The sequence below is a fragment of the Xanthomonas sp. SI genome (assembly GCF_014236855.1).
Taxonomy (GTDB): Bacteria; Pseudomonadota; Gammaproteobacteria; order Xanthomonadales; family Xanthomonadaceae; genus Xanthomonas_A.
In genome coordinates, this window is sequence record NZ_CP051261.1 from 2263098 (window position 1) to 2282479 (window position 19382).

Here is a 19382-nt window from a genome sequence, read left to right on the forward strand (position 1 = left end):
GCAGGACAAGTGCTGCATGCACCTCCGAGCCTGGCCGAGCCTCGCCCTGCAACGCTAGAACAACGTTCCTAAAGGCTTTGCCCGTATTCACAAAAGCGTTACAAACGCGCGCTTGTGTGCCGAATTCCGCAGCTGTTGCGTCGATTAAAGGCGACTTTCCGGGTTGCCGATAGCCTTCAGGCAACGGGCGAATGCAGCGCCGCGTCGGGTCTCTCGATCGCATCGCATACGCCGTCGCCATCGTTCCCGATCCACGAGGTGCAGCGGGAAGGACATCCAGACGCGCCGTCGTGGCGCGGTCGTCAGCAAACAATCGGGGAAGACATCATGTTGGGCAATATGAAAATCGGCGTCAGGCTTACCAGCGCGTTCCTGATCGTGGCCGCCATTGGCGCGTGCATCGGCGCGATCGGCATCCGCGACTCCGGGCGCATCAACGACTACGCCACGGCGCTGTACGAACGCGAGCTGCTCGGCCTCTCCAACATCAAGGAAGCCAATATCAACCTGATCTATGCCGGCCGCGCGCGCGCGAACCTGCAACTAGCCACCACGCAGGAAGAGCGCGCCAAGCACCTCGCCAGCATCGACAAGTACACCGCGGCGATGGTCGATTACATGGCCAAGGCGCGCAGCACGATGGATAGCCCTGAGGCCAAGGTCAAGCTGGCGCGCTTCGATGAAGCATGGAAGGTGTACCTGGCTCGTCGCAGCGCGTTCCTGGAGAAAGCGGCGCAGCAACCCCTGCAGGACGCCAATCCGGAAATGACTGCGCTGTCCGCCGCCTCGCGCAGCGCGTCCGATGAAATTGACACGCTGATGACCGAACTGGCCAAGATGAAGGAAGCCAACGCGGCGGCCGCGAGTACCGAGACCAATACGATCTATGCCAAGGGCACGAGGATGCTGACGGCCATCATTGTGGTCGGCGTATTGCTCGGTGTGTGCCTGGGCTTCTTCATCAGCCGCAGCGTGACCAGGCCGATCGGCAAGGCGGTGGATGTCGCCAATGCATTGGCCGACGGCGACCTGAGCGTCGTGATCGAAACCACCTCCAAGGATGAAGCGGGGCAACTGCTGCTGGCGATGCGGCGCATGGTCGAGAAACTGCAGCAGGTGGTCGGCGAGGTCAACGCCAGCGCGCAGACCCTGGCCGGCGCGTCGGAGGAAGTCAGCGCGACCGCGCAGTCGCTGAGCCAGGCCTCGACCGAGCAGGCCGCGGGCGTGGAGGAAACCAGCGCCTCGCTGGAGCAGATGACGGCCTCGATCGGGCAGAACACCGAGAACGCGCGCATCACCGACGGCATGGCCGCGCAGGCCGCCAAGGAAACCGTGGAAGGCGGCGAAGCGGTGGTCGCCACCGTGGCGGCGATGAAGCAGATCGCGCAGAAGATCGGCATCATCGACGACATCGCCTACCAGACCAACCTGCTCGCGCTGAACGCAGCGATCGAAGCGGCGCGCGCCGGCGAGCACGGCAAGGGCTTCGCGGTGGTCGCCGCGGAAGTGCGCAAACTGGCCGAACGCAGCCAGGTGGCCGCGCAGGAGATCGGCGAGGTCGCCGGCTCCAGCGTGGAGCTGGCGGAGAAGGCCGGACGCCTGCTGGAGACCATCGTGCCCAGCATCAAGAAGACCTCGGACCTGGTGCAGGAGATCGCCGCGGCGTCGCAGGAGCAGTCCTCCGGCGTGGCGCAGATCAATTCGGCGGTGGTGCAGCTGAGCCAGACCACGCAGCAGAACGCCACCGCGTCCGAGGAACTGGCCGCGACCGCCGAGGAAATGAGTTCGCAGGCCGAATACCTGCAGCAGTCGATGGCGTTCTTCCGCCTGGGCCATGGCGAAGCGCCGCGCCCGCCGCGCGCCGTGGACAAGCCCAATGCCAAGGCAGTCAGCAGCAGCCGCGTCGAATCCAAGCGTGCGCGCCCGCGCGTGGCACAGCCGGCGTACGCGATGGCGAATCCGGACGAATCCCAGTTCGCCAGCTTCTGAGGAGCAGACCATGGCTACGCATCTGGACAACGCAGCGGCCGTACCGCTGCAGACGCAGGAGGCGCCGTCGCAGTTCCTGACCTTCCAACTGGAACAGGAGCTGTTCGGGCTGAACATCGACGGCATCCACGAGATCATCGAATACCGTGCGCCGACGCCGGTCCCGACCATGCCGGCCTGCGTGCGCGGCGTGATCAACCTGCGCGGCGCGGTGGTGCCGGTGGTGGACCTGCAACTGCGGCTGGGTCGCGCGCCCAGCCGCATCAGCCGGCGCAGCTGCATCGTCATCGTCAGCGCCGCGGAGGGCGGCACGATCCAGGCGTTCGGCCTGCTGGTCGATGCGGTCAGCGCCGTGCTGGATATCCCGGCGCAACAGATCGAGGCGGCGCCCTCGTTCGGCAGCGGCATCCGCGACGAGTTGCTGCAGGGCATGGGCAAGCTGGAAGACCGGCTGGTGATCCTGCTGGATCGCGCGCGCCTGCTGCGCGTGGACGAGATCGCCGACGTGGCGTTGCCGGCCGCGGCCTGAGGCGGCGCAGCCGCGCCACTGCATCGGCGCGGCGGTTGGACGATCCTTGGCGGCGTGAACTCGGCGCCTGCGCAACGCGGGCGCTGCGGCCGCGGGCACCGCAGGCGGTGGTGTGCCGACCAGAAGCGGCATCGTCCGAAGCGACAGGCGCTCGCCGTGATATGCGCATAACGGCCGCCTCGCTAGTGTCTGCGCAACAGGGCATCCGCCCGCCATCGCGAGATCCGGACCATGGCAGACAACGACAAGCAGCCCGACCAGCAGCAGGGCATCCAGGACGGTCGGCAGGACCGCGCGCAGGACGATGTGGCCAAGCAGCGCCCCGGCCTGGAGGACGAGAAGTTGCGCGAAGCGCACGAGCGCGGGCCCAAGTCCGGCGATGGCCAGAAGACCGGCTGAGCCGCGTTTCGCGCGCCGCCATCGCCGCGGCCTGCGTGGTGGCCAACGGCATGCCGCCAGCGCGCAGACACAAACGCGCGGACACAAAAAAGCCCCGGAGGCGACTCCGAGGCTTTTCGTCTGAACAAGTGGTGGAGCGGAAGGGGATCGAACCCTCGACCTTCGCATTGCGAACGCGACGCTCTCCCAGCTGAGCTACCGCCCCACATCAGACGCATAGTCTAACTGGCCCGGGGCATGCGTGCCAAGAGGGGCGATGCGGGGCGAGGGCGGCGCGGCGCGCGCGGGGCCTTCGCACACCTGCCGGTCCGCCGCCGTTGAAGGCGGGAATGCGACGCCGTCTCCGGGCAACCGCCAGGCAGAGTCGATATAATCGTGGGCCGAAATCCTCGCCAGACGATTTCGTCGTTCCGGATGAAATATTCCGTCCGTTCCAAATCTTTTATCCATGGGTCTTTGAAAAATGACGGAAGTTCGCAACTTGCAACAACTCGCCGAAGCCAAGGCCAAGCTGCACGAAGAGATTCGCAAGCTGGAAGAGCAGGAGAAGCAGGCGCGCGAAGGCGAGACCAGCGCTGCGCACGCCAACATCCTGTCGCTGCTCGAGCAGTTCGCCGAGTTCTTCAGCGCCAAGCAGCGCAACGAGATCGCCGCCTACGTGACCAGCGCCGCGCCGAAGGCTGCCAGCACCAAGTCCGCCGGCGGCCGCAGCGAGGTCAAGCCGAAGTACCAGCTGCCGCACACCGGCGAGACCTGGTCCGGCCGCGGCCGCACGCCGAAGGCGTTCGCCGCATGGGAAGGCACCGCCGCCTACAACGAATGGAAGGCGCGCCATCCGGATCTGAAGTTCCCGCTGGTCAAATACTGATCGGTCGAAAAAGGCCAGGGTTCCTGGCCTTTTTTATGCGCGATGGTTTTATGCGCGGCATTGGCGTTGCCCGCGCTTTGTCGCGGATAAAGCCGTGGCGGAGAAAGCGGAGCGTTGAAGGGAATGCGCCTGGAATAACCGAAGGCCGGACAGCGACATCGTCGCCACTGTGACCGTGACGCCGCTGTGGACCCCTGTAGGAGCGGCTTCAGCCGCGACAGACGTTATCGGTAACGCCCGTCGCGGCTGAAGCCGCTCCTACAGATACCTCCGAATCGCTCAGCCGGCGTTGCCGAGTAATGGCTGCAGCGTGGCTTCCAGTTCGCGCCGGCGCCAGCCGGCCAGCGGCTGCGGCCATTGGCCGCTTTCCAGCAAGGCTTCCAGATGCTTGCGCGAGGCGAGCAGGCCGTCGGGCAGGCCGAGTTCGGCGCTGCGTGCGGACACCGCATCCTGCAGCCGCTTCAACGCCGCCTTGTTGTCGTCGCTGGAAGCCAGCGCCAGCGGCGCGTCCGCTTCGTCGGGCAGCGGCGTGGTCAGCGCTTGCCACAGCGCGTCGCCGAGCTTGCGCGGCGCCTTGGGGTGCTTGTCCAGCATCGCCTGCAGTTCGTCGCGGTCGGAAGGCGGGAAGCGCGCCAGGGTGGCGGCCAGTTCGTTGTCCAGGATCCAGCTGCGCGGCTTGTCGCTGTGCCGCGCCTGTACGTCGCGCCAGCGCAGCAGGCGCAACAGCCGCTGCTGCGCGGGCCGGTCCATGAACTGCGCCGAGCGCATGCCCAGGTGCGGCCAGCGCTCGCCTTCGTCGTGCTCCACGGTGCCGAGCAGGCGCTCGCCGTCCTCGTGCAGCCAGGCGCTGCGGTCCAGCCGCTGCAGCCGTTCCTGCAGCGCGTCGTGGATCGCGAACAGGTGGCGCACGTCGTCGGCGGCGTAGTCCAGTTGCGCCGGCGACAGCGGGCGGCGCAGCCAGTCCGAGCGGGTTTCGCCCTTGGCCAGGTGCACGCCGGTGATTTCCAGCACCAGCTTCTGGTAGCCCATGCCGGCGCCGATGCCGGCCAGGCCGGCGCCGATCTGGGTGTCGAACAACGGCCGCGGCAGCGCGCCGCAGGCGCATTTGAACGCGACCAGGTCTTCGCTGGCGCTGTGCATGACCTTGAGGATGGCCGGGTCCGACAGCCACGGCGCCAGCGCCTGCGGCATGCCGGGAATCAGCGGGTCGATCAGCAGGATTTCGTCGGCCACCGCCATCTGCACCAACGCCAGTTGCGGCCAGTAGGTGCGTTCGCGGACGAATTCGGTATCCAGGCCGATCCTGGCCGGGCGCTGCGCCAGCCGTTCGGCCAGCTCGGCGGGTTGCTTGATCCAATAGGGCACGTGGTTTCCGTCGAATGCAGGGTTTGCTCAGGCAGGCGAGAATAGCCTAACGTCGGCCCGCCGGCCGCACGGACGGGATGGCGCGGATGCCATCGGGAGGCCAATGTCGTTGGGAGGAAGCGTGCGTACGAGCGGCACCGTGATCGCCTGGACCCTGTTGGCCGCGCTGGTGTGCGGCTGCAGCGGGCCGGCGCCTGCGCCGCCGGCGCAGCCCGCCAGACCGGCGCCCGCCAAGCCTGCGCAGGCGCCGGCAACCGCGGCCGGCAAGCCGGTGCAGGCGCCCAGCGTCACCATCGGCGGCGAGGATGCGGCGGAGACGGTGGCGCGCTGGCAGCCGCCGCTGCCGACGCTCGAGCGCGCGCAACTGGCGCAGGCGCGCCGCGACGCCGCGCGCGCGCTGGCCGAGGACCGCCTGTTCGAGGACGCGCAGTCGGCGATCCCGCTGTACCTGGCGATCCGCGCGCTGGCGCCGCAGGACCCGGTCGCGCGCGACGGCCTGCGCACCGCGCGGCGCCGGCTGCTGCAACGCGGCGACGAACTGTTGCGCGCATCGGAGCAGCAGGAACAGGCGCTGGAGCGCGCCGATCGCATCGCGATGGTGGCGCTGTCGCTGGATGCCGACGATCCGGCGGTGCGGCGCCTGCAGCAGCGGGTGGAGACCGCGCAGCGGGTGCTGGCCTACAACCGTGCCGGCGAAGACGATCTGCGCGCCGGCCGGCTCGGCGAGGACGGCAACGGCGCGCTGGCCAACTTCCGCGACGCGCTGCAACTGGATGCGGACGATGCGCGCGCGCGGCAGGGCGTGGCGGCGGTGGAGAGCGCGCTGATCCGGCGCGCCGAGGCGGCCGCGACGGTGTCCGATTTCGCCGCCGCCGGCAGCTGGCTGGCGCGGGCGGCGCGGATCCGCGACGCCGCCGCCACCGTGCGCGACGCGCGTGCGCGGGTGGAAGGCGTGCGCAGCGCGCGCATCGCCGGCCTGCGCGATGCCGGCCTGCGCGACCTGGCCACGCCGGCCGGACTGAAGGCGGCGCGCGAGAAACTGGGCGAGGTGTTGCGCATCGCCGATCCGGGCGATGCGGTGGCGGCGATGCTGCGCGAGCGCATCGACCTGGCCACCCACTACGGCAGCTTCCGCCCCGGCCAGGTGTTCACCGACGGCATGAGCAACGGCGAACGCGGGCCGCAGATGATCGTGGTGCCGCACGGCGGCTTCCGCATGGGCGCCAGCGAGACGGAGCCGGGCGCGATGCCGGCGGAGCAGCCGTTGCATTACGTGCGCTTCGATCGCGGCTTCGCGATGTCGATCACCGAGGTCACCGTGGCCGAGTTCCGCCGCTTCGTCGAGGTCAGCGGCGCGCGGCCGCGGGCGACCCGGCGCGGGCATTCGATCGTCTACGACGAGCGCAGCGGCAACTTCGTGCGCCGCAGCGGCACCGACTGGCAGTCCGGCTACAACGGCGCGCGCGCCGCGCCGAACAGCCCGGTGATGCACGTCAGCGTGCGCGATGCCGAGGCCTACGCGGCATGGCTGTCGCAGCAGACCGGGCGCCACTACCGGCTGCCCAGCGAGGCCGAGTTCGAATACGCGCTGCGCGCTGGCGGCCGCGGCCGCTATCCCTGGGGCAACGCCGGCACCCCGCCGCGCGGCGCCGGCAACTTCACCGGCGGCGGCGACGTCTCGCCCAGCGGCCGGCACTGGAACAACGCCTTCGTCGGCTATGCCGACGGCTTCTGGGGGCCGGCGCCGGTCGCCAGCTTCAAGGCCAACGCCTGGGGCCTGCACGACATGGGCGGCAACCTCAGCGAGTGGGTCGCCGATTGCTGGCATTCCAGCTACCGCCGCGCGCCGGCCGACGGCGCCGCCTGGTACAACCCCGGCTGCCGCTCGCGGGTGGTGCGCGGCGGCAACTGGGCCAACGCGCCGGAACAGACCCGTGCCGCCTGGCGGCTGATGCAGGACTCCGACACCACCAGCGCCCGCGTCGGTTTCCGCCTGGTGCGCGGAATTTGACGCGGCCTCGCGCCGCCCGTCGCTACAGTGCCGCGGACAGGCAGGCGCCATCGCCGCCCACCAGCCAGCAAGGGGATTGGATATGAGCAACGTCTTCGGCCGCCAGGGCGGGGAACAGGGCGGGGGCCGCCGCGGGCCGCTGGGCGGCGTGCGCTGGCTGGTGCTGCTGGGTTTCGCGGTGTACGCCGGGTATTACTGGTTCTCCAACCGCAGCGAGGATCCGTACACCGGCGAGAAGGTGCTGATCGACAATTCGCTCGGGGTCGAGGACGAGAAGGCGCTGGGCCTGCAGGCGTACCAGGAGATCCTGGCGCAGGAACATCCGGTCGATCCGCAGTCGCAGGTGGCGCAGCAGGTGCGCGCGATCGCGCAGCGGCTGATCGCCAAGGTCGATGTGGTCGAGGACGCACTGGCCGCCGAGCACGGCATGCAGGCCAAGCACTACGCGCGCGGTTTCGACTGGGACGTCAACGTGATCGAGTCCGAGCAGGCCAATGCGTTCTGCCTGCCCGGCGGCAAGATGGCGGTCTACACCGGCCTGCTGCCGGTGGCCAAGAACGCCGATGCGATGGCGGTGGTGATGGGCCACGAGATCGCGCATGCGCTGCTGCGCCACGGCGCGCAACGCATGGCGCAGCAGAAGCTGACCCAGATCGGGCAGATGGCCGGCGCGGCCAGCGGCATGGACCCGCAACAGCAGCAGATGGCGATGGCGGCGATGGGCTACGGCTACCTGCTGCCGTACGCACGCAGCCACGAGACCCAGGCCGACGAGGTCGGGCTGATGCTGGCCGCGGCGGCCTGCTTCGATCCGCAGGAAGCGGTGCCGCTGTGGGAGCGGATGAGCGCCAGCAGCGGCGGCCAGGCGCCGCCGGAGTTTTCCTCCACCCACCCGAATCCGGGTACGCGGATCCAGAACCTGCAGGCGCTGATGCCCAAGGCGATGGAGTACCGGCAGCGCTTCTGCGAATCGGCGAAGACGGCGCAGCGTTGAGCGTGGCGGTGTCCGCGGAAGACTGAGCTGGCATCCGCCTTCCCCCGGCTGCAACTGCGCATGCCGGAGCGTGCGCAGTCCGCGCGCGCTTGCGCTCAGTGCGTGGATACCTGCACCGCGGTTGCCGCTGTCTCTGCCGCCACCTCTACCGTTGCCGGCGCCTCCTCGGGCGCGACCAGGCGTTGCCCGGCTGCCAGCAGTTCGACGAACTCGCGACGGTCGCCGCTGCGGTCCTCGCCGGTCGCCGCGCGCGCCGCGTTGGTCACCTGCGCCCAGTCCCAGCCGTCGATGTGGGTGCCGCCGCGCAGCAGGTCGGCGTAGGCGGCGACCGCGGCGGCGAAACGCAGATCCGCGCTTGGCTGCGCCGTCGCCGCGGCGGTCGCGATCGTGCTCTGCAACAGGCGGCTGCGTTCCTGCCCGGGCAGCTTGTAGCGCAGCCGCAACTGCGCCAGTTCGCCGGCGTGCAGCGGCGTCTGCAGTGCCTGCGCCGGTGCGGCATAGCGCAAGGCCGGCAGGCGCGGCGGCGCGCTGCCCACCGGGGTGATTTCGTACAGCGCGGTGACGCTGTGGCCGGCGCCGATCTCGCCGGCATCGACCTTGTCGTTGGCGAAATCCTCGCGCGCCAGCAGCCGGTTCTCGTAGCCGATCAGGCGGTATTCGGCGACCTGCGCGGGATTGAACTCGACCTGGATCTTGACATCGCGGGCGATGGTGAGCAGCGTGGCCTGCATCTGCTGCACCAGCACCTTGTGCGCCTCGCGCGCCGAGTCGATGTAGGCATGGTTGCCGTCGCCGACGTCGGCCAGGCGTTCGGCCATCGCGTCGTTGTAGTTGCCGCGGCCGAAGCCGAGTGTGCTCAGCGCCACGCCGCTGCGGCGCTGGTCGGCGACCAGGGTCTCCAGCGCGCCGCGGTCGACCGTGCCGACGTTGAAGTCGCCGTCGGTGGCCAGGATCACCCGGTTGCTGCCGCCGGCGATGAAGCTCCGCCGCGCGGTCGCATAGGCCAGGCGGATGCCGTCGCCGCCGTTGGTGCTGCCGCCGGCCTGCAGCCGCTGCAACGCGGCAAGGATCTCGGCATGGCGGTCGCCAGGCGTCGGCGGCAGCACCAGTCCGGCCGCGCCGGCATAGACCACGATCGAGACCCGGTCCTGCGCGCGCAGCTGCGGCACCAGCATGGCGAAGGCCTGCTTGAGCAGGGGCAGCTTGTCCGCGCTTTCCATCGAGCCTGAGGTGTCGATCAGGAACACCAGGTTCGCCGGCGGCAAGGCCTGGCGCGGGACGTCGTAGCCCTTGATGCCGATCATCAGCAGCTGCCGCTGCGGATTCCACGGCGCGGGCGCCAGTTCGGTGGACACCCGGAACGGCGTGTCGCGGTCGCGCGGGGCCGGGTGCGCATAGTCGAAGTAGTTGATGAATTCTTCCGCGCGCACTGCGTCGGCTGGCGGGCGCTGGCCGTCGCGCAGCATGCGCCGCACGTTGGCGTAGCTGCCGGTGTCCACGTCGATCGAAAAGGTCGACAGCGGTTGTTCGCGCGCGCTGTGCACCGGGTTGTCGGTTGGGTGTTCGTAGCGTTCGCGGTCCAGCGGCGGGATCGGCGCCGCGGGCTTGGCCATGCGCATGCGGGCGTCAGCGATGTAGGTGTCGCCGGCCACCGACGGCGCGACCGGTGCCGCGGCCTGCGCCGGCGGCGCCGGTGGGGAGGGCGGGGCGAGCATCCGTGCCGGTGCTGGCGCGGGTTCGGTCAGGCCTTCGCTGGCGACGTAGGCCTCGGGCAAGGCGCTGGCATCTGTCACTGCCGGCGCGCGTGCGGCGACGCGATCGTCGCTGGTGGTGCTGCAGCTTGCCAGCAGCGCGGCAAGGATCAGGGACGGCAGGATGCGGTGCGGGCGTGGCTGCATGGTGGGCGCTCGGTGTGGGTCCGAGGCTGTAAACGCGTGACGGCCGGCAACGGGGTTTGGCCCGCGGCCGCGCTTCGGTCCGCCATGCTGCCTTGTGGCTGAACGCGCTGCGTGCGCGCACGCGGCACCGCATGGCGCGGGTGCATCATTCGCGCATCGCCACCGGAGCATTCGCCATGAAACGCCTCTTGCTGTCACTGCTCGGACTGGCCGCGCTGGCCGGCTGCGCCACCAACCGGATCAGCGACGACGAGCGCCTGGCGCTGTACCGCGCCCATGCCGCCGCGCCGGTGCGCGACTTCCAGTACTACAACCGGATCAGCGGCTGGACCGCGCTCGGCGACAGCGCGCTGGCGGTGTGGACGCGGCCGAACCAGGCCTATCTGCTGGAGCTGAGCGGCCGCTGCGCCGATCTGGACTTCGCGCCGACCATCGCCATCACCCACTTCAGCGACCGGGTGTCGGCGCGTTTCGACGACGTGCTGGTGATCGGCGGCAGCCCGGGCGCGATCCGCCTGCCGTGCCGCATCCAGAGCATCCGCCCGCTCGACATCAAGGCGCTGCGTATTTCGGAAAAGGAATTGCGCGAGGCCAAGGTGCAGGAGCGGGCGCAGCCGGCGCCGGCGCAGTAGCGCAGGCGTCAGCGGGTTGCGGTCGGTTTCGAACGGGTGGTTGCAGCTTGTAGGCGTAGCTGCAGCCGCAGCGGGCTTTGCGGATGGGTTCTGTCGCGGCTGAAGCCGCTCCTACAGGGGCTCGGCTTGCCTGCGCTCAGGATTCCTGTTCGGGTTCCACGTAGCCTTCGGGCTTGGACGCGCCGCCCTGGAACAGGAATTTGTCCAGCTCCGTTTCCAGAAATGCACGGTGCTTGGGATCGCGCGGCGACAGCCGGTTCTCGTTGATCAGCATGGTCTGGTGCGCCAGCCACGCCTGCCAGCCGGCCTTGCCGATGTGCGCGAACACGCGCTGGCCGAGTTCGCCGGGATACGGCACGTAGTCGAGCCCTTCGGCGTCGCGTTGCTGGTACTGGCAGAAGACGGTGCGGGGCATGGCGGTTCCTGGTGGCGCGGAGGGCGACGATCAGAGGCTGTCGAGCAGTTTGCGGATCGGGGCGGGCAGGCCGAGCGCGGAAAGGTCGGCGCGCGCGACCCAGCGCAGGTCGTCATTGTCGCGTACCGCGTCGCGCAAGGCGACCTTGCGCAGGCGCAGCGGCTGCAGGTGCAGGCGATAGTGGCTGAAGGTATGCACGATCGGCGGCATCGGCTCGGCCGCGTCGAAGTCGCGGCCGCGGGTCTCGCGTTCGAACCAGGCGCGCAACTCGCTCTCGCTCTCGGCCTGCGGCAGCGTCCACAGCGAGGCCCAGATGCCGCTCGGCGGGCGCCGTTGCAGCAGCAGCTCGCCGGAGGCGTTTTCCAGCAGCAGCGCCAGCGCCTCGCGTTCGGGCAGGGTCTTGCCCGGCTTGGGTGTTGGCAGCGACTCGGTCAGGCCGTCGCGGCGCGCCACGCAGTCGTCCTGCAGCGGGCACAGCACGCAGGCCGGGTTGGCGCGGGTGCACAGGGTGGCGCCGAAATCCATCTGCGCCTGGGTGTAGTCGGCCATGCGCCCGTCGGCGACCGCGGCCACGTGCGCCTGCGCGATCGCCCACAGCGGTTTCTCCACCGCCGGCAGGCCCGGATAGCCGGCGATGCCGTGGTAGCGGGTCAGCACGCGCTTGACGTTGCCGTCCAGGATCGGGAAGCGGTCGTTCCAGGCCTGGCTCAGGATCGCGCCGGCGGTGCTGCGGCCGATCCCGGGCAGCGCGTGCAGCGCGTCGAAGTCGCGCGGCAGCGCGCCGTCGTGCAGCTCCACGCAGCGCTTGGCGGCGGCATGCAGGTTGCGCGCGCGAGCGTAGTAGCCCAGCCCGGCCCATTGCGCCATCACCGCATCGGTGCCGGCCGCGGCCAGGTCGGGCAGGGTGGGGAAGTGCTGCAGGAAGCGCAGGAAGTACGGGATCACCACCGCGACCTGGGTCTGCTGCAGCATGATTTCCGACAGCCATACGCGATACGGGCTGCGCGGATGCTGCCAGGGCAGGTCGTGGCGGCCGCTGCGGTCGAACCAGGCGAGCAGGCGGGGGGCGAAGGTGTCTGGGAGCTGGCGCATGCTGGCTTTATCTTTTCCTTCTCCCTGCGGGAGAAGGTGCCCCGAAGGGGCGGATGAGGGTACGGGCGAAGCCTCGTGGATCCAACCAGCGAGACGCTCAATCAGCGAGACGCTTCCGCGCCGTACCCTCACCCCAACCCCCGCTCCGCGCCCCGGCCCGCTTGCGGCGCGGGCGCTCCAGGGCTTGCGCGCCAGTGGCGCGCAAGCCGCGCCCTGTCGCCCCGATGGGAGAGCGGCTTTGGGTCAGGCGCCGAGCGCTTCCGGCAGCAAGGCGTCGACGAAGGCTTCGGCGTCGAACACGCGCAGGTCTTCCGGGCGCTCGCCGATACCGGCGAAGCGGATCGGGATGCCGAACTCGCGGGCCAGCGCGAACACCACGCCGCCCTTGGCGGTGCCGTCGAGCTTGGTCACCACCAGCCCGGTGACGCCGACCGCGGCGTGGAACTGGCGCAGCTGCGACAGCGCGTTCTGGCCGGTGGTGCCGTCGATGACCATCAGCACTTCGTGCGGCGCGGCCGGGTCGAGCTTGCCGAGCACGCGGCGGATCTTGCCCAACTCGTTCATCAGCCCGGTCTGGGTGTGCAGGCGCCCGGCGGTGTCGGCGATCAGCACCTCGGTGCCGCGCGCCTTGCCGGCCTGCAGCGCGTCGAACGCGACCGAGGCGGCGTCGGCGTTCTGGCCCTGCGCGATCACGGTGACGCCGTTGTGATCGCCCCAGGCCTGCAGTTGCGCCACCGCGGCGGCGCGGAAGGTGTCGCCGGCGGCCAGCATCAGGCTGTGCCCTTCGTCCTTGAAACGCTTGGCCAGCTTGCCGATGGTGGTGGTCTTGCCGACGCCATTGACGCCGACCGTGAGCACCACGAAGGGTTTGGCGCTGCGGTCGATCTGCAGCGGTTTGGCGACCGGCTGCAGGATCGCGATCAGGTCGGCGCGCAGCGCGCGCAGCAGCGCCTGCGCATCGACGAATTCGCGCGCCCTCATGCGCTTGCGCAGGTTCTCGATCAGCGCGGTGGTGGCCGGCACGCCGACGTCGGCGGTGATCAGCGCGGTCTCGATCTCGTCGAGCAGGTCGTCGTCGAGCTTGGGGTTGCGCGAGAACAGGCCGCCGAAGCTGCGCGCGATGGCGCTGTTGCGCAGGCGTTCGCGCCAGCCGGGCTTGCCGGCAGGCGCGGCCGGGGCGGCGTCGCTGCGCTGCAGGTCGTCGCCTGCGGCGGGCGCGCTCGCCGGCGCCGGGGTGGGCATGGGGGCGCTGGGCGTTACCACCGCGGGGACGGCCGGGGCGGGAACGCGCGCTTCTACTGGTGCGGTCGGCGCCTGTGGCGGCAGCGGTGTCGCGCCAGGGTGCGGCACGGCGATCGGGGCAGGCGGCAGCGGCGCGGTGTCGGCGCTGGGACGGCTGCTGTCGCGCGCCACTGGCGCTGCGGCTGGCGCCGCCTGCGGCGGTGCCTGTTCGGCGACAGGCGCTTCGACGGCGGCGGGCTCGGCGGCAGGCGCTGCGACGGCCGGCTTGGGGAAGGCGGCGGCCAGTTCCTCGATGCTGTAGCGCTGGGTGCTGCGGCTATCGCCAGCGTGGTCCTGGGGCTTGTTGCGACGGAATAGGCTGACCATGGATAACGCGTGTACCGGAAACCGGGAATGCTACCACTTGGGCCTGTTACGCCCCTGTGGGGCCGGGATTGGGGATTGGGGATTCGGGATTCGCAACGGCGGCATTCCTGCCTCCTGCAGACGCAGCGCCCTTACGAATCCCCAATCCCGAATCCCCAATCCCGGACCCTCAGAGCTTGCCCTTCATCGAGCGGTAGTCGCGCGGGGTCATGCCGACGGTGGCCTTGAACTGGCGCGCGAACGCGCTCTGGTCGGCGAAGCCGCAGGCCTGGCCGATGCTGGCGATGCTGTCCTCGCCGTGCAGCAGGCGCATCGCCGCTTCGATCCGCATCTTGGTCAGCAACTGCTGCGGGGTCAGCTGGAACACGCGGCGGAAGTGCCGTTCCAGCTGCGCCACCGACAGTTCCGCCAGGTCGGCCAGGGTCTGCACGCGCAGGTTGTCGCCGTAGTGGATCTGCATGTGCTCCATTGCGCGGCTGATGCGTTCGTAGGCCGAATGGCGGCTGTCGGGCTGGCCCAGGTCGCGCGAGATGCCGACCACGCCGATCACCTCGTTGTGCTCGCACAGCGGGCGCTTGAAGGTCAGGCACCAGCCCGGGGTGCGGTTCGGGAACAGGTGCACTTCCAGCTGGTTCTCGATCATCTCGCCGCACAGTACGCGCCGGTCCTGCATCAGGTAGCTGCCGCCCAGCGGCAGCGGGAACACTTCCAGCGCCGATTTGCCGATCAGGTCGGCGCGGTATTTCTTGCCCAGGCGCCGCACCAGGGTCAGGTTGACGTGGGTGTAGCGGCCGTCGCGGTCCTTGACGAAGAACACCACGTCCGGCAACGCATCGAACAGCGTCTGCATTTCCGACGCGGAAATCAAAGTATCCATCTGCACTCACCGGGCGGTTGTAGGCTGCGGTGGCAGGCAAGCCGCGGCATGCCCACCCCTGAGGACCGATCCTAGCCTAAGTCGGGCCTGCGGGGACGCCGGGGTTGTGCGAATTTCCGCATTTATGACAAGCAAACGCTGCTAGCCGCCAGCGGCCCGGAATGTGAGCATGGACCTATGCATACACTCGATGTGATCGACTCGCATACCGGCGGCGAACCGACCCGTGTCGTCGTCGCCGGCTTCCCCGACCTGGGTACCGGCCCGCTGGCGCAACGGCGCGATCTGTTCCGCGATCGCTTCGATCGCTGGCGCAGCGCCATCGCCTGCGAACCGCGCGGCTCGGACACCATGGTCGGCGCGCTGCTGCTGCCGCCGATCGCGGCCGATGCGTGCGCGGCGGTGATCTTCTTCAACAACGTCGGCTACCTGGGCATGTGCGGCCACGGCACCATCGGCCTGGTGCGCACGCTGGCCGAATTGGGCCGGCTGGCGCCGGGCACGCACCGCATCGAGACCCCGGTGGGCACGGTGGGCGTGGAACTGTACGCCGACGGCCGGGTGTCGGTGGACAACGTGGAAAGCTACCGCCACGCCGCCGGCATCGAGGTGCAGGTGCCCGACTATGGCCGCGTGCGCGGCGACGTGGCCTGGGGCGGCAACTGGTTCTTCATCACCGAGCAGACCCCGTGCGCGCTGGAGCTGCGCAACCAGCGTGCGCTGACCGCCTACACCGAGGCGCTGCGGCTGGCGCTGGAGGCGGCCGGCATCCGCGGCGCCGACGACGGCGAAATCGACCACATCGAGATCAATGGCCCGGCGCCGCACGCCGGCGCCGATGCGCGCAACTTCGTGCTGTGCCCAGGCCTGGCCTACGACCGGTCGCCGTGCGGCACCGGCACCAGCGCCAAACTGGCCTGCCTGGCCGCCGACGGCAAGCTGGCCGCCGGCCAGGTGTGGCGCCAGGAAGGCATCCTCGGCAGCCTGTTCGAAGGCAGCTACGTGCCCGGTAGCTGTGGCGTGCTGCCGCGGATCACCGGCCAGGCGCACATCACCGCCCGCGCGCAGTTGCTGATCGATGCGCAGGATCCGTTCGCCTGGGGCATCGGCGCCGGATGAGCGGTTTCGACCTGATCGTCGTCGGCGCCGGCATCGTCGGCGCGGCCTGCGCCGATGCGGCCGCCGCCGCCGGGCTGCGGGTGGCGATCGTCGAGTCGGGCACGATCGGCGGCGGTTCCACCGCCGCGGCGATGGGCCATCTGGTGGCGATGGACGACGATCCGGCGGAACTGGCGCTGTCGGCGTATTCGCTGCGCCTGTGGGAAGAATTCGCGCAATTGCCGGCGGCCGAGTTCAGCCGCTGCGGCACGCTGTGGGTGGCGCGGCAGGCGCGCGAGCTGGAGGCGATCCCGGCCAAGATCCAGCGCCTGGCCGCGGCCGGCGTGCACGCCGAGGCGATCGATGCCGAGGCGCTTTACCGGCTGGAGCCGGCGCTGGTGCCGGGCCTGGCCGGCGGCATGCGCGTGGCCGCCGAAGCGGTGGTGTATCCGCCGCGGATGGCGCGGCACCTGGTCGAGCGTGCGCTCGCCGCCGGCGCGCAGCTGTACGCCGGGCGCCGCGCGCTGGCGCTGGCCGCCGGCGGACTGCGCCTGGACGACGGCAGCACGTTGAGCGGGCCGGTGCTGGTCGCCACCGGCTGCGCGTTGCCGGAGTTGCTGCCGGAACTGCCGATGCGCGCGCGCAAGGGGCAACTGGTCATCACCGACCGCTATCCCGGCTTCGTCGGGCACCAATTGCTGGAACTGGGCTATGCCGACAGCGCGCACGGCAGCGACGGCAGCAGCGTGGCGTTCAACGTGCAGCCGCGGCCGACCGGGCAGATCCTGATCGGTTCCTCGCGCGAATTCGATGCCAGCGACCGCAGCGTGTCGATGCCGATGCTGCAGCGCATGCTCGAGCGCGCGTTCGCGTTCCTGCCGGCGTTGCGCCAGCTGCAGGCGATCCGGGTGTGGACCGGGCTGCGTCCGGCCACACCCGACGGCCGCCCTTATCTGGGCGCGGTGCCGGAGCGTGCCGACGTGTGGGTCGCCGCCGGCCACGAAGGGCTGGGCGTGACCACGGCGCTGGGCAGCGCACGGCTGCTGCTGGATCTGCTGCTGCAGCGCGCGCCCGCACTGGACCCGGCGCCGTTCGCGCCGGCGCGGGCGCTGTCGTGAGCGCGCCGATGCTGCGCCTGCAGGTCAATGGCCAGACCCTCGAGGTGCTGGACGGCAGCAGCGTGGCCGCGGCGGTGGCGCAGGTGGCGGTGCATTTCCGCCGCTCGCGCAGCGGCCAGCCGCGTGCGCCGCTGTGCGGCATGGGCGTGTGCAGCGAATGCCGGGTGCGCATCGACGGCATCGGCCAGTTGCGCGCCTGCATCACTCCGGCCCGCAACGGCATGCAGGTGTGGACCGATGGCTGAGCCGCGCGCGCTGCATTACGACGTGGTCGTGGCCGGTGCCGGTCCGGCTGGACTGGCGGCGGCGCTGGCCGCCGCGGGGCATGGCCGGCGCGTGGCGCTGGTCGACCTGCAGGCGCGCGCCGGCGGCCAGATCTGGCGCCACGACGTGGCCCATGCGCCGCCGACGCTGGCCGCGCGCGTGCTGGCGCAACTGGCGGCGAGCAAGATCGAATTTCTGTCGCAGACGCAGTTGCTGATGGCGCAGGACCGGCAACTGCTGGCCGATGGCCCGCAGGGCGCGCGCTGGATCGGCTACGACGCGCTGGTGCTGGCCACCGGTGCGCGCGAACTGCTGCTGCCGTTCCCCGGCTGGACACTGCCCGGCGTCACCGGCGCCGGTGGCGCGCAGGCGCTGGCCAAGCAAGGATGGCCGCTGGCCGGCAAGCGCGTGCTGGTGGCCGGCAGCGGCCCGTTGCTGCTGGCCAGCGCGGCGACGCTGCGCCGCCACGGCGCGCAGGTGCTGGGCATCGTCGAACAGGCCCCGCTGCGCGCGCTGGCCGGCTTCGCCGCGCAGCTGCCGTGGCGCTGGCCGGACAAGGCGCTGCAGGCGCTGAGCCTGCGCGCGCAGCTGGCCGGCGTGCGCTACCACAGCGGTAGCGTGGTGCTGGCGGCGCATGGCGACAGCCAGCTGCGGTCGGTGGAGATCGACGGCCCGCGCGGCCGCCGCCGTCTCGAGTGCGACCAGCTGGCGGTCGGCTACGGGCTGGTGCCGAACGTGGAGCTGGCGCAACTGCTCGGCTGCCGCCTGGCGCGCAGCGGCGCGCATCCGTGCGTGGCGGTGGACGCGCAATTGCGTACCAGCGTCGCAGGCGTGTACGCCGCCGGCGAGGCGCTGGGCATCGGCGGGCGCGATTGTGCGCGCGTCGAAGGCGCCATCGCCGGGCACCTGGCGGCGGGGCAGCAGGCCGCCGCGCAGGCATTGCAACCGCAGCGGCGGCGCGCGCGCGCGTTCGCCGCGCTGCTGCAGCGCCAGTTCGCCCTGGACCCGCGCATCCACGCGCTGGCCGCACCGAATACGCTGGTATGCCGCTGCGAGGACGTGCCGTTGTCGGCGCTGCGCGGCCATGCCGACCTGCGCGACGCCAAGCTGGTCTCGCGCTGTGGCATGGGCGCCTGCCAGGGCCGCATCTGCGGCAGCGCGCTGACCGAGCTGGGGCTGGCGCCGCGGCACGACGATTTTTCCGACGACGGCCGCCGGCCGCCGCTGTTCCCGGTGCGCCTGGACGCGCTCGCCCAATCGCTTCCCGATCCATTTCTTTCCCAACCTCCACTCACAACCCTCGACAAGGTGTAATCCCATGAGCAAGGCTTCTTTCTGGTACGGCGTGCTGCCGGCCATCACCACCCCGTTCAACGCCGATGGCAGCATCGACCACGCGTTCCTGGCCAAGCATGCGCAGGTCATGGTCGACGCCGGCTGCACCGCGATCGTGCCGCTGGGCTCGCTCGGCGAGGCCGCCACGCTCAGCTTCGACGACAAGGTCGCGGTCCTGAAGACCCTGGTGCAGGCGCTGGACGGCCGCATCCCGGTGGTGCCGGGCATCGCCGCGCTGTCCACCGACGAAGCCGTGCGCCTGGCGCAGGCGGCCAAGCAGGTCGGCTGCGGCGGGATCATGGTGCTGCCGCCGTACGTGTACTCCACCGACTGGCGCGAGATGGGCGCGCATGCGCGTGCGGTCATCGCCGCCACCGACCTGCCGGTGATCCTGTACAATAACCCGGTCGCCTACAAGACCGATTTCAGCCCGGCGCAGATCGCCGAGCTGGCCGCCGAATTCCCGAACCTGCAGGCGGTCAAGGAATCCTCCGGCGACGTGCGCCGCTTCGCCGCGCTGGGCGAGCTGCTCAACGACCGCCTGGTGCTGCTGGTGGGCATGGACGATGCGATCGTCGAAGGCCTCAGCATGGGCGCCAAGGGCTGGATCGCCGGCCTGGTCAACGCGTATCCGAAGGAGTCGGTGAAGCTGTTCGAGCTGGCCCGCGACGGCGGCTACCCGGCGGCCAAGGCGCTGTACGACTGGTTCCTGCCGCTGCTGCGCCTGGACACCGTGCCCAAGTTCGTGCAGCTGATCAAGCTGGTGCAGGAGAAGGTCGGCCTGGGCAGCGAGCGCGTGCGCGCACCGCGCCTGGTCGTCGACGGCGCCGAGCGCGAAGCGGCGCTGAAGGTGATCGACCACGCCATCGCCACCCACCCCGGGCTCTGAG

General features: G+C 70.5%; 18 protein-coding genes and 1 tRNA gene. 12 read left to right on the forward strand and 7 right to left on the reverse strand.

Annotation, left to right across the window (positions count from 1 at the left end; translation table 11 throughout):
• Positions 1 to 327 precede the first annotated feature (327 nt).
• The 3 genes from HEP75_RS09375 (at position 328) to HEP75_RS09385 (ending at position 2917) form a co-directional block, all read left to right on the forward strand.
• A complete protein-coding gene (locus HEP75_RS09375) occupies positions 328 to 1989 on the forward strand; it encodes a methyl-accepting chemotaxis protein (protein ID WP_185826547.1) in 1662 nt (553 codons plus the stop codon).
• Between the two features lie 10 nt (positions 1990 to 1999).
• The gene (locus HEP75_RS09380) at positions 2000 to 2518 is read left to right on the forward strand and encodes a chemotaxis protein CheW (RefSeq protein WP_185813262.1); all 519 of its coding nucleotides are present in this window, start codon (positions 2000 to 2002) and stop codon (positions 2516 to 2518) included.
• A 231-nt stretch (positions 2519 to 2749) separates the two neighbouring features.
• A complete protein-coding gene (locus HEP75_RS09385; protein ID WP_185813261.1) occupies positions 2750 to 2917 on the forward strand; it encodes a hypothetical protein in 168 nt (55 codons plus the stop codon).
• A 129-nt stretch (positions 2918 to 3046) separates the two neighbouring features.
• Here the strand turns inward: HEP75_RS09385 and HEP75_RS09390 are convergent.
• A tRNA-Ala gene (locus tag HEP75_RS09390) sits at positions 3047 to 3122 on the reverse strand.
• Positions 3123 to 3380: 258 nt separating this feature from the next.
• Here HEP75_RS09390 and HEP75_RS09395 point away from each other — a divergent pair.
• The gene (locus HEP75_RS09395) at positions 3381 to 3785 is read left to right on the forward strand and encodes an H-NS family nucleoid-associated regulatory protein (protein WP_185813260.1); all 405 of its coding nucleotides are present in this window, start codon (positions 3381 to 3383) and stop codon (positions 3783 to 3785) included.
• Positions 3786 to 4064: 279 nt separating this feature from the next.
• Here HEP75_RS09395 and rnd read toward each other — a convergent pair whose 3' ends face one another.
• Complete coding sequence (gene rnd, locus HEP75_RS09400; protein WP_185826236.1) at positions 4065 to 5150, reverse strand: ribonuclease D; 1086 nt, start codon at positions 5148 to 5150, stop codon at positions 4065 to 4067.
• Positions 5151 to 5253: 103 nt separating this feature from the next.
• On the opposite strand from rnd, the gene HEP75_RS09405 reads away from it, so the two are divergent.
• The gene (locus tag HEP75_RS09405) at positions 5254 to 7161 is read left to right on the forward strand and encodes a formylglycine-generating enzyme family protein (protein ID WP_185826237.1); all 1908 of its coding nucleotides are present in this window, start codon (positions 5254 to 5256) and stop codon (positions 7159 to 7161) included.
• 82 nt (positions 7162 to 7243) lie between these two features.
• Positions 7244 to 8155: a M48 family metallopeptidase gene (locus tag HEP75_RS09410; RefSeq protein ID WP_185813257.1), complete on the forward strand. Its 912-nt coding sequence runs from the start codon at positions 7244 to 7246 to the stop codon at positions 8153 to 8155.
• Positions 8156 to 8250: 95 nt separating this feature from the next.
• Here HEP75_RS09410 and HEP75_RS09415 read toward each other — a convergent pair whose 3' ends face one another.
• Positions 8251 to 10053, reverse strand: a complete 1803-nt coding sequence (locus HEP75_RS09415) for a VWA domain-containing protein (RefSeq protein ID WP_185826238.1) — start codon at positions 10051 to 10053, stop codon at positions 8251 to 8253.
• Positions 10054 to 10229: 176 nt separating this feature from the next.
• Here HEP75_RS09415 and HEP75_RS09420 point away from each other — a divergent pair, with 176 nt between their 5' ends.
• Positions 10230 to 10685 carry a DUF6491 family protein gene (locus HEP75_RS09420; RefSeq protein WP_185820449.1) on the forward strand — a complete coding sequence of 152 codons (456 nt, stop codon included), beginning with the start codon at positions 10230 to 10232 and terminating at the stop codon, positions 10683 to 10685.
• Positions 10686 to 10821: 136 nt separating this feature from the next.
• Here HEP75_RS09420 and HEP75_RS09425 read toward each other — a convergent pair whose 3' ends face one another.
• The 4 genes from HEP75_RS09425 to HEP75_RS09440 all read right to left on the reverse strand — a co-directional run bounded on the left by HEP75_RS09425 (position 10822) and on the right by HEP75_RS09440 (position 14677).
• Positions 10822 to 11100 carry an oxidative damage protection protein gene (locus HEP75_RS09425; RefSeq protein ID WP_185826239.1) on the reverse strand — a complete coding sequence of 93 codons (279 nt, stop codon included), beginning with the start codon at positions 11098 to 11100 and terminating at the stop codon, positions 10822 to 10824.
• A gap of 30 nt (positions 11101 to 11130) precedes the next feature.
• Positions 11131 to 12192, reverse strand: a complete 1062-nt coding sequence (mutY, locus tag HEP75_RS09430) for an A/G-specific adenine glycosylase (RefSeq protein WP_185826240.1) — start codon at positions 12190 to 12192, stop codon at positions 11131 to 11133.
• A 243-nt stretch (positions 12193 to 12435) separates the two neighbouring features.
• Positions 12436 to 13800: a signal recognition particle-docking protein FtsY gene (gene ftsY / locus HEP75_RS09435; protein ID WP_185826241.1), complete on the reverse strand. Its 1365-nt coding sequence runs from the start codon at positions 13798 to 13800 to the stop codon at positions 12436 to 12438.
• A gap of 169 nt (positions 13801 to 13969) precedes the next feature.
• Positions 13970 to 14677, reverse strand: a complete 708-nt coding sequence (locus HEP75_RS09440) for an AraC family transcriptional regulator (protein ID WP_185813251.1) — start codon at positions 14675 to 14677, stop codon at positions 13970 to 13972.
• A 177-nt stretch (positions 14678 to 14854) separates the two neighbouring features.
• Between HEP75_RS09440 and HEP75_RS09445 the strand changes: the two genes are divergently transcribed.
• From HEP75_RS09445 to HEP75_RS09465, 5 genes are read left to right on the forward strand one after another with little or no spacing between them, the layout of a single operon-like run.
• Positions 14855 to 15796 (forward strand): 4-hydroxyproline epimerase, encoded by a 942-nt coding sequence (locus HEP75_RS09445; protein ID WP_185826242.1) that lies wholly within the window; start codon positions 14855 to 14857, stop codon positions 15794 to 15796.
• The gene (locus HEP75_RS09450; protein ID WP_185826243.1) at positions 15793 to 16893 is read left to right on the forward strand and encodes an FAD-dependent oxidoreductase; all 1101 of its coding nucleotides are present in this window, start codon (positions 15793 to 15795) and stop codon (positions 16891 to 16893) included. The genes HEP75_RS09445 and HEP75_RS09450 overlap by 4 nt, the downstream gene beginning before the upstream one ends.
• An 8-nt stretch (positions 16894 to 16901) precedes the next feature.
• Positions 16902 to 17138, forward strand: coding sequence for a (2Fe-2S)-binding protein (locus tag HEP75_RS09455; RefSeq protein ID WP_185826548.1), 237 nt, complete (start codon positions 16902 to 16904; stop codon positions 17136 to 17138).
• A complete protein-coding gene (locus HEP75_RS09460) occupies positions 17131 to 18471 on the forward strand; it encodes an FAD/NAD(P)-binding oxidoreductase (RefSeq protein WP_185826244.1) in 1341 nt (446 codons plus the stop codon). The genes HEP75_RS09455 and HEP75_RS09460 overlap by 8 nt, the downstream gene beginning before the upstream one ends.
• A 4-nt stretch (positions 18472 to 18475) precedes the next feature.
• Positions 18476 to 19381 carry a dihydrodipicolinate synthase family protein gene (locus HEP75_RS09465; RefSeq protein ID WP_185813247.1) on the forward strand — a complete coding sequence of 302 codons (906 nt, stop codon included), beginning with the start codon at positions 18476 to 18478 and terminating at the stop codon, positions 19379 to 19381.
• Position 19382 lies beyond the last annotated feature (1 nt).

What these genes read in the sequence shown, in the direction of transcription:
- HEP75_RS09425 (WP_185826239.1), bottom strand. Translation starts at nt 11,100, where the DNA reads ATGCCCCGCACCGTCTTCTGCCAGTACCAGCAACGCGACGCCGAAGGG.
- HEP75_RS09395 (WP_185813260.1), top strand. Translation starts at nt 3,381, where the DNA reads ATGACGGAAGTTCGCAACTTGCAACAACTCGCCGAAGCCAAGGCCAAG.
- HEP75_RS09445 (WP_185826242.1), top strand. Translation starts at nt 14,855, where the DNA reads ATGCATACACTCGATGTGATCGACTCGCATACCGGCGGCGAACCGACC.
- HEP75_RS09405 (WP_185826237.1), top strand. Translation starts at nt 5,254, where the DNA reads ATGTCGTTGGGAGGAAGCGTGCGTACGAGCGGCACCGTGATCGCCTGG.
- HEP75_RS09410 (WP_185813257.1), top strand. Translation starts at nt 7,244, where the DNA reads ATGAGCAACGTCTTCGGCCGCCAGGGCGGGGAACAGGGCGGGGGCCGC.
- HEP75_RS09455 (WP_185826548.1), top strand. Translation starts at nt 16,902, where the DNA reads ATGCTGCGCCTGCAGGTCAATGGCCAGACCCTCGAGGTGCTGGACGGC.
- HEP75_RS09450 (WP_185826243.1), top strand. Translation starts at nt 15,793, where the DNA reads ATGAGCGGTTTCGACCTGATCGTCGTCGGCGCCGGCATCGTCGGCGCG.
- HEP75_RS09375 (WP_185826547.1), top strand. Translation starts at nt 328, where the DNA reads ATGTTGGGCAATATGAAAATCGGCGTCAGGCTTACCAGCGCGTTCCTG.
- HEP75_RS09380 (WP_185813262.1), top strand. Translation starts at nt 2,000, where the DNA reads ATGGCTACGCATCTGGACAACGCAGCGGCCGTACCGCTGCAGACGCAG.
- HEP75_RS09385 (WP_185813261.1), top strand. Translation starts at nt 2,750, where the DNA reads ATGGCAGACAACGACAAGCAGCCCGACCAGCAGCAGGGCATCCAGGAC.
- HEP75_RS09440 (WP_185813251.1), bottom strand. Translation starts at nt 14,677, where the DNA reads ATGGATACTTTGATTTCCGCGTCGGAAATGCAGACGCTGTTCGATGCG.
- mutY (WP_185826240.1), bottom strand. Translation starts at nt 12,192, where the DNA reads ATGCGCCAGCTCCCAGACACCTTCGCCCCCCGCCTGCTCGCCTGGTTC.
- HEP75_RS09460 (WP_185826244.1), top strand. Translation starts at nt 17,131, where the DNA reads ATGGCTGAGCCGCGCGCGCTGCATTACGACGTGGTCGTGGCCGGTGCC.
- HEP75_RS09465 (WP_185813247.1), top strand. Translation starts at nt 18,476, where the DNA reads ATGAGCAAGGCTTCTTTCTGGTACGGCGTGCTGCCGGCCATCACCACC.
- ftsY (WP_185826241.1), bottom strand. Translation starts at nt 13,800, where the DNA reads ATGGTCAGCCTATTCCGTCGCAACAAGCCCCAGGACCACGCTGGCGAT.
- HEP75_RS09415 (WP_185826238.1), bottom strand. Translation starts at nt 10,053, where the DNA reads ATGCAGCCACGCCCGCACCGCATCCTGCCGTCCCTGATCCTTGCCGCG.
- HEP75_RS09420 (WP_185820449.1), top strand. Translation starts at nt 10,230, where the DNA reads ATGAAACGCCTCTTGCTGTCACTGCTCGGACTGGCCGCGCTGGCCGGC.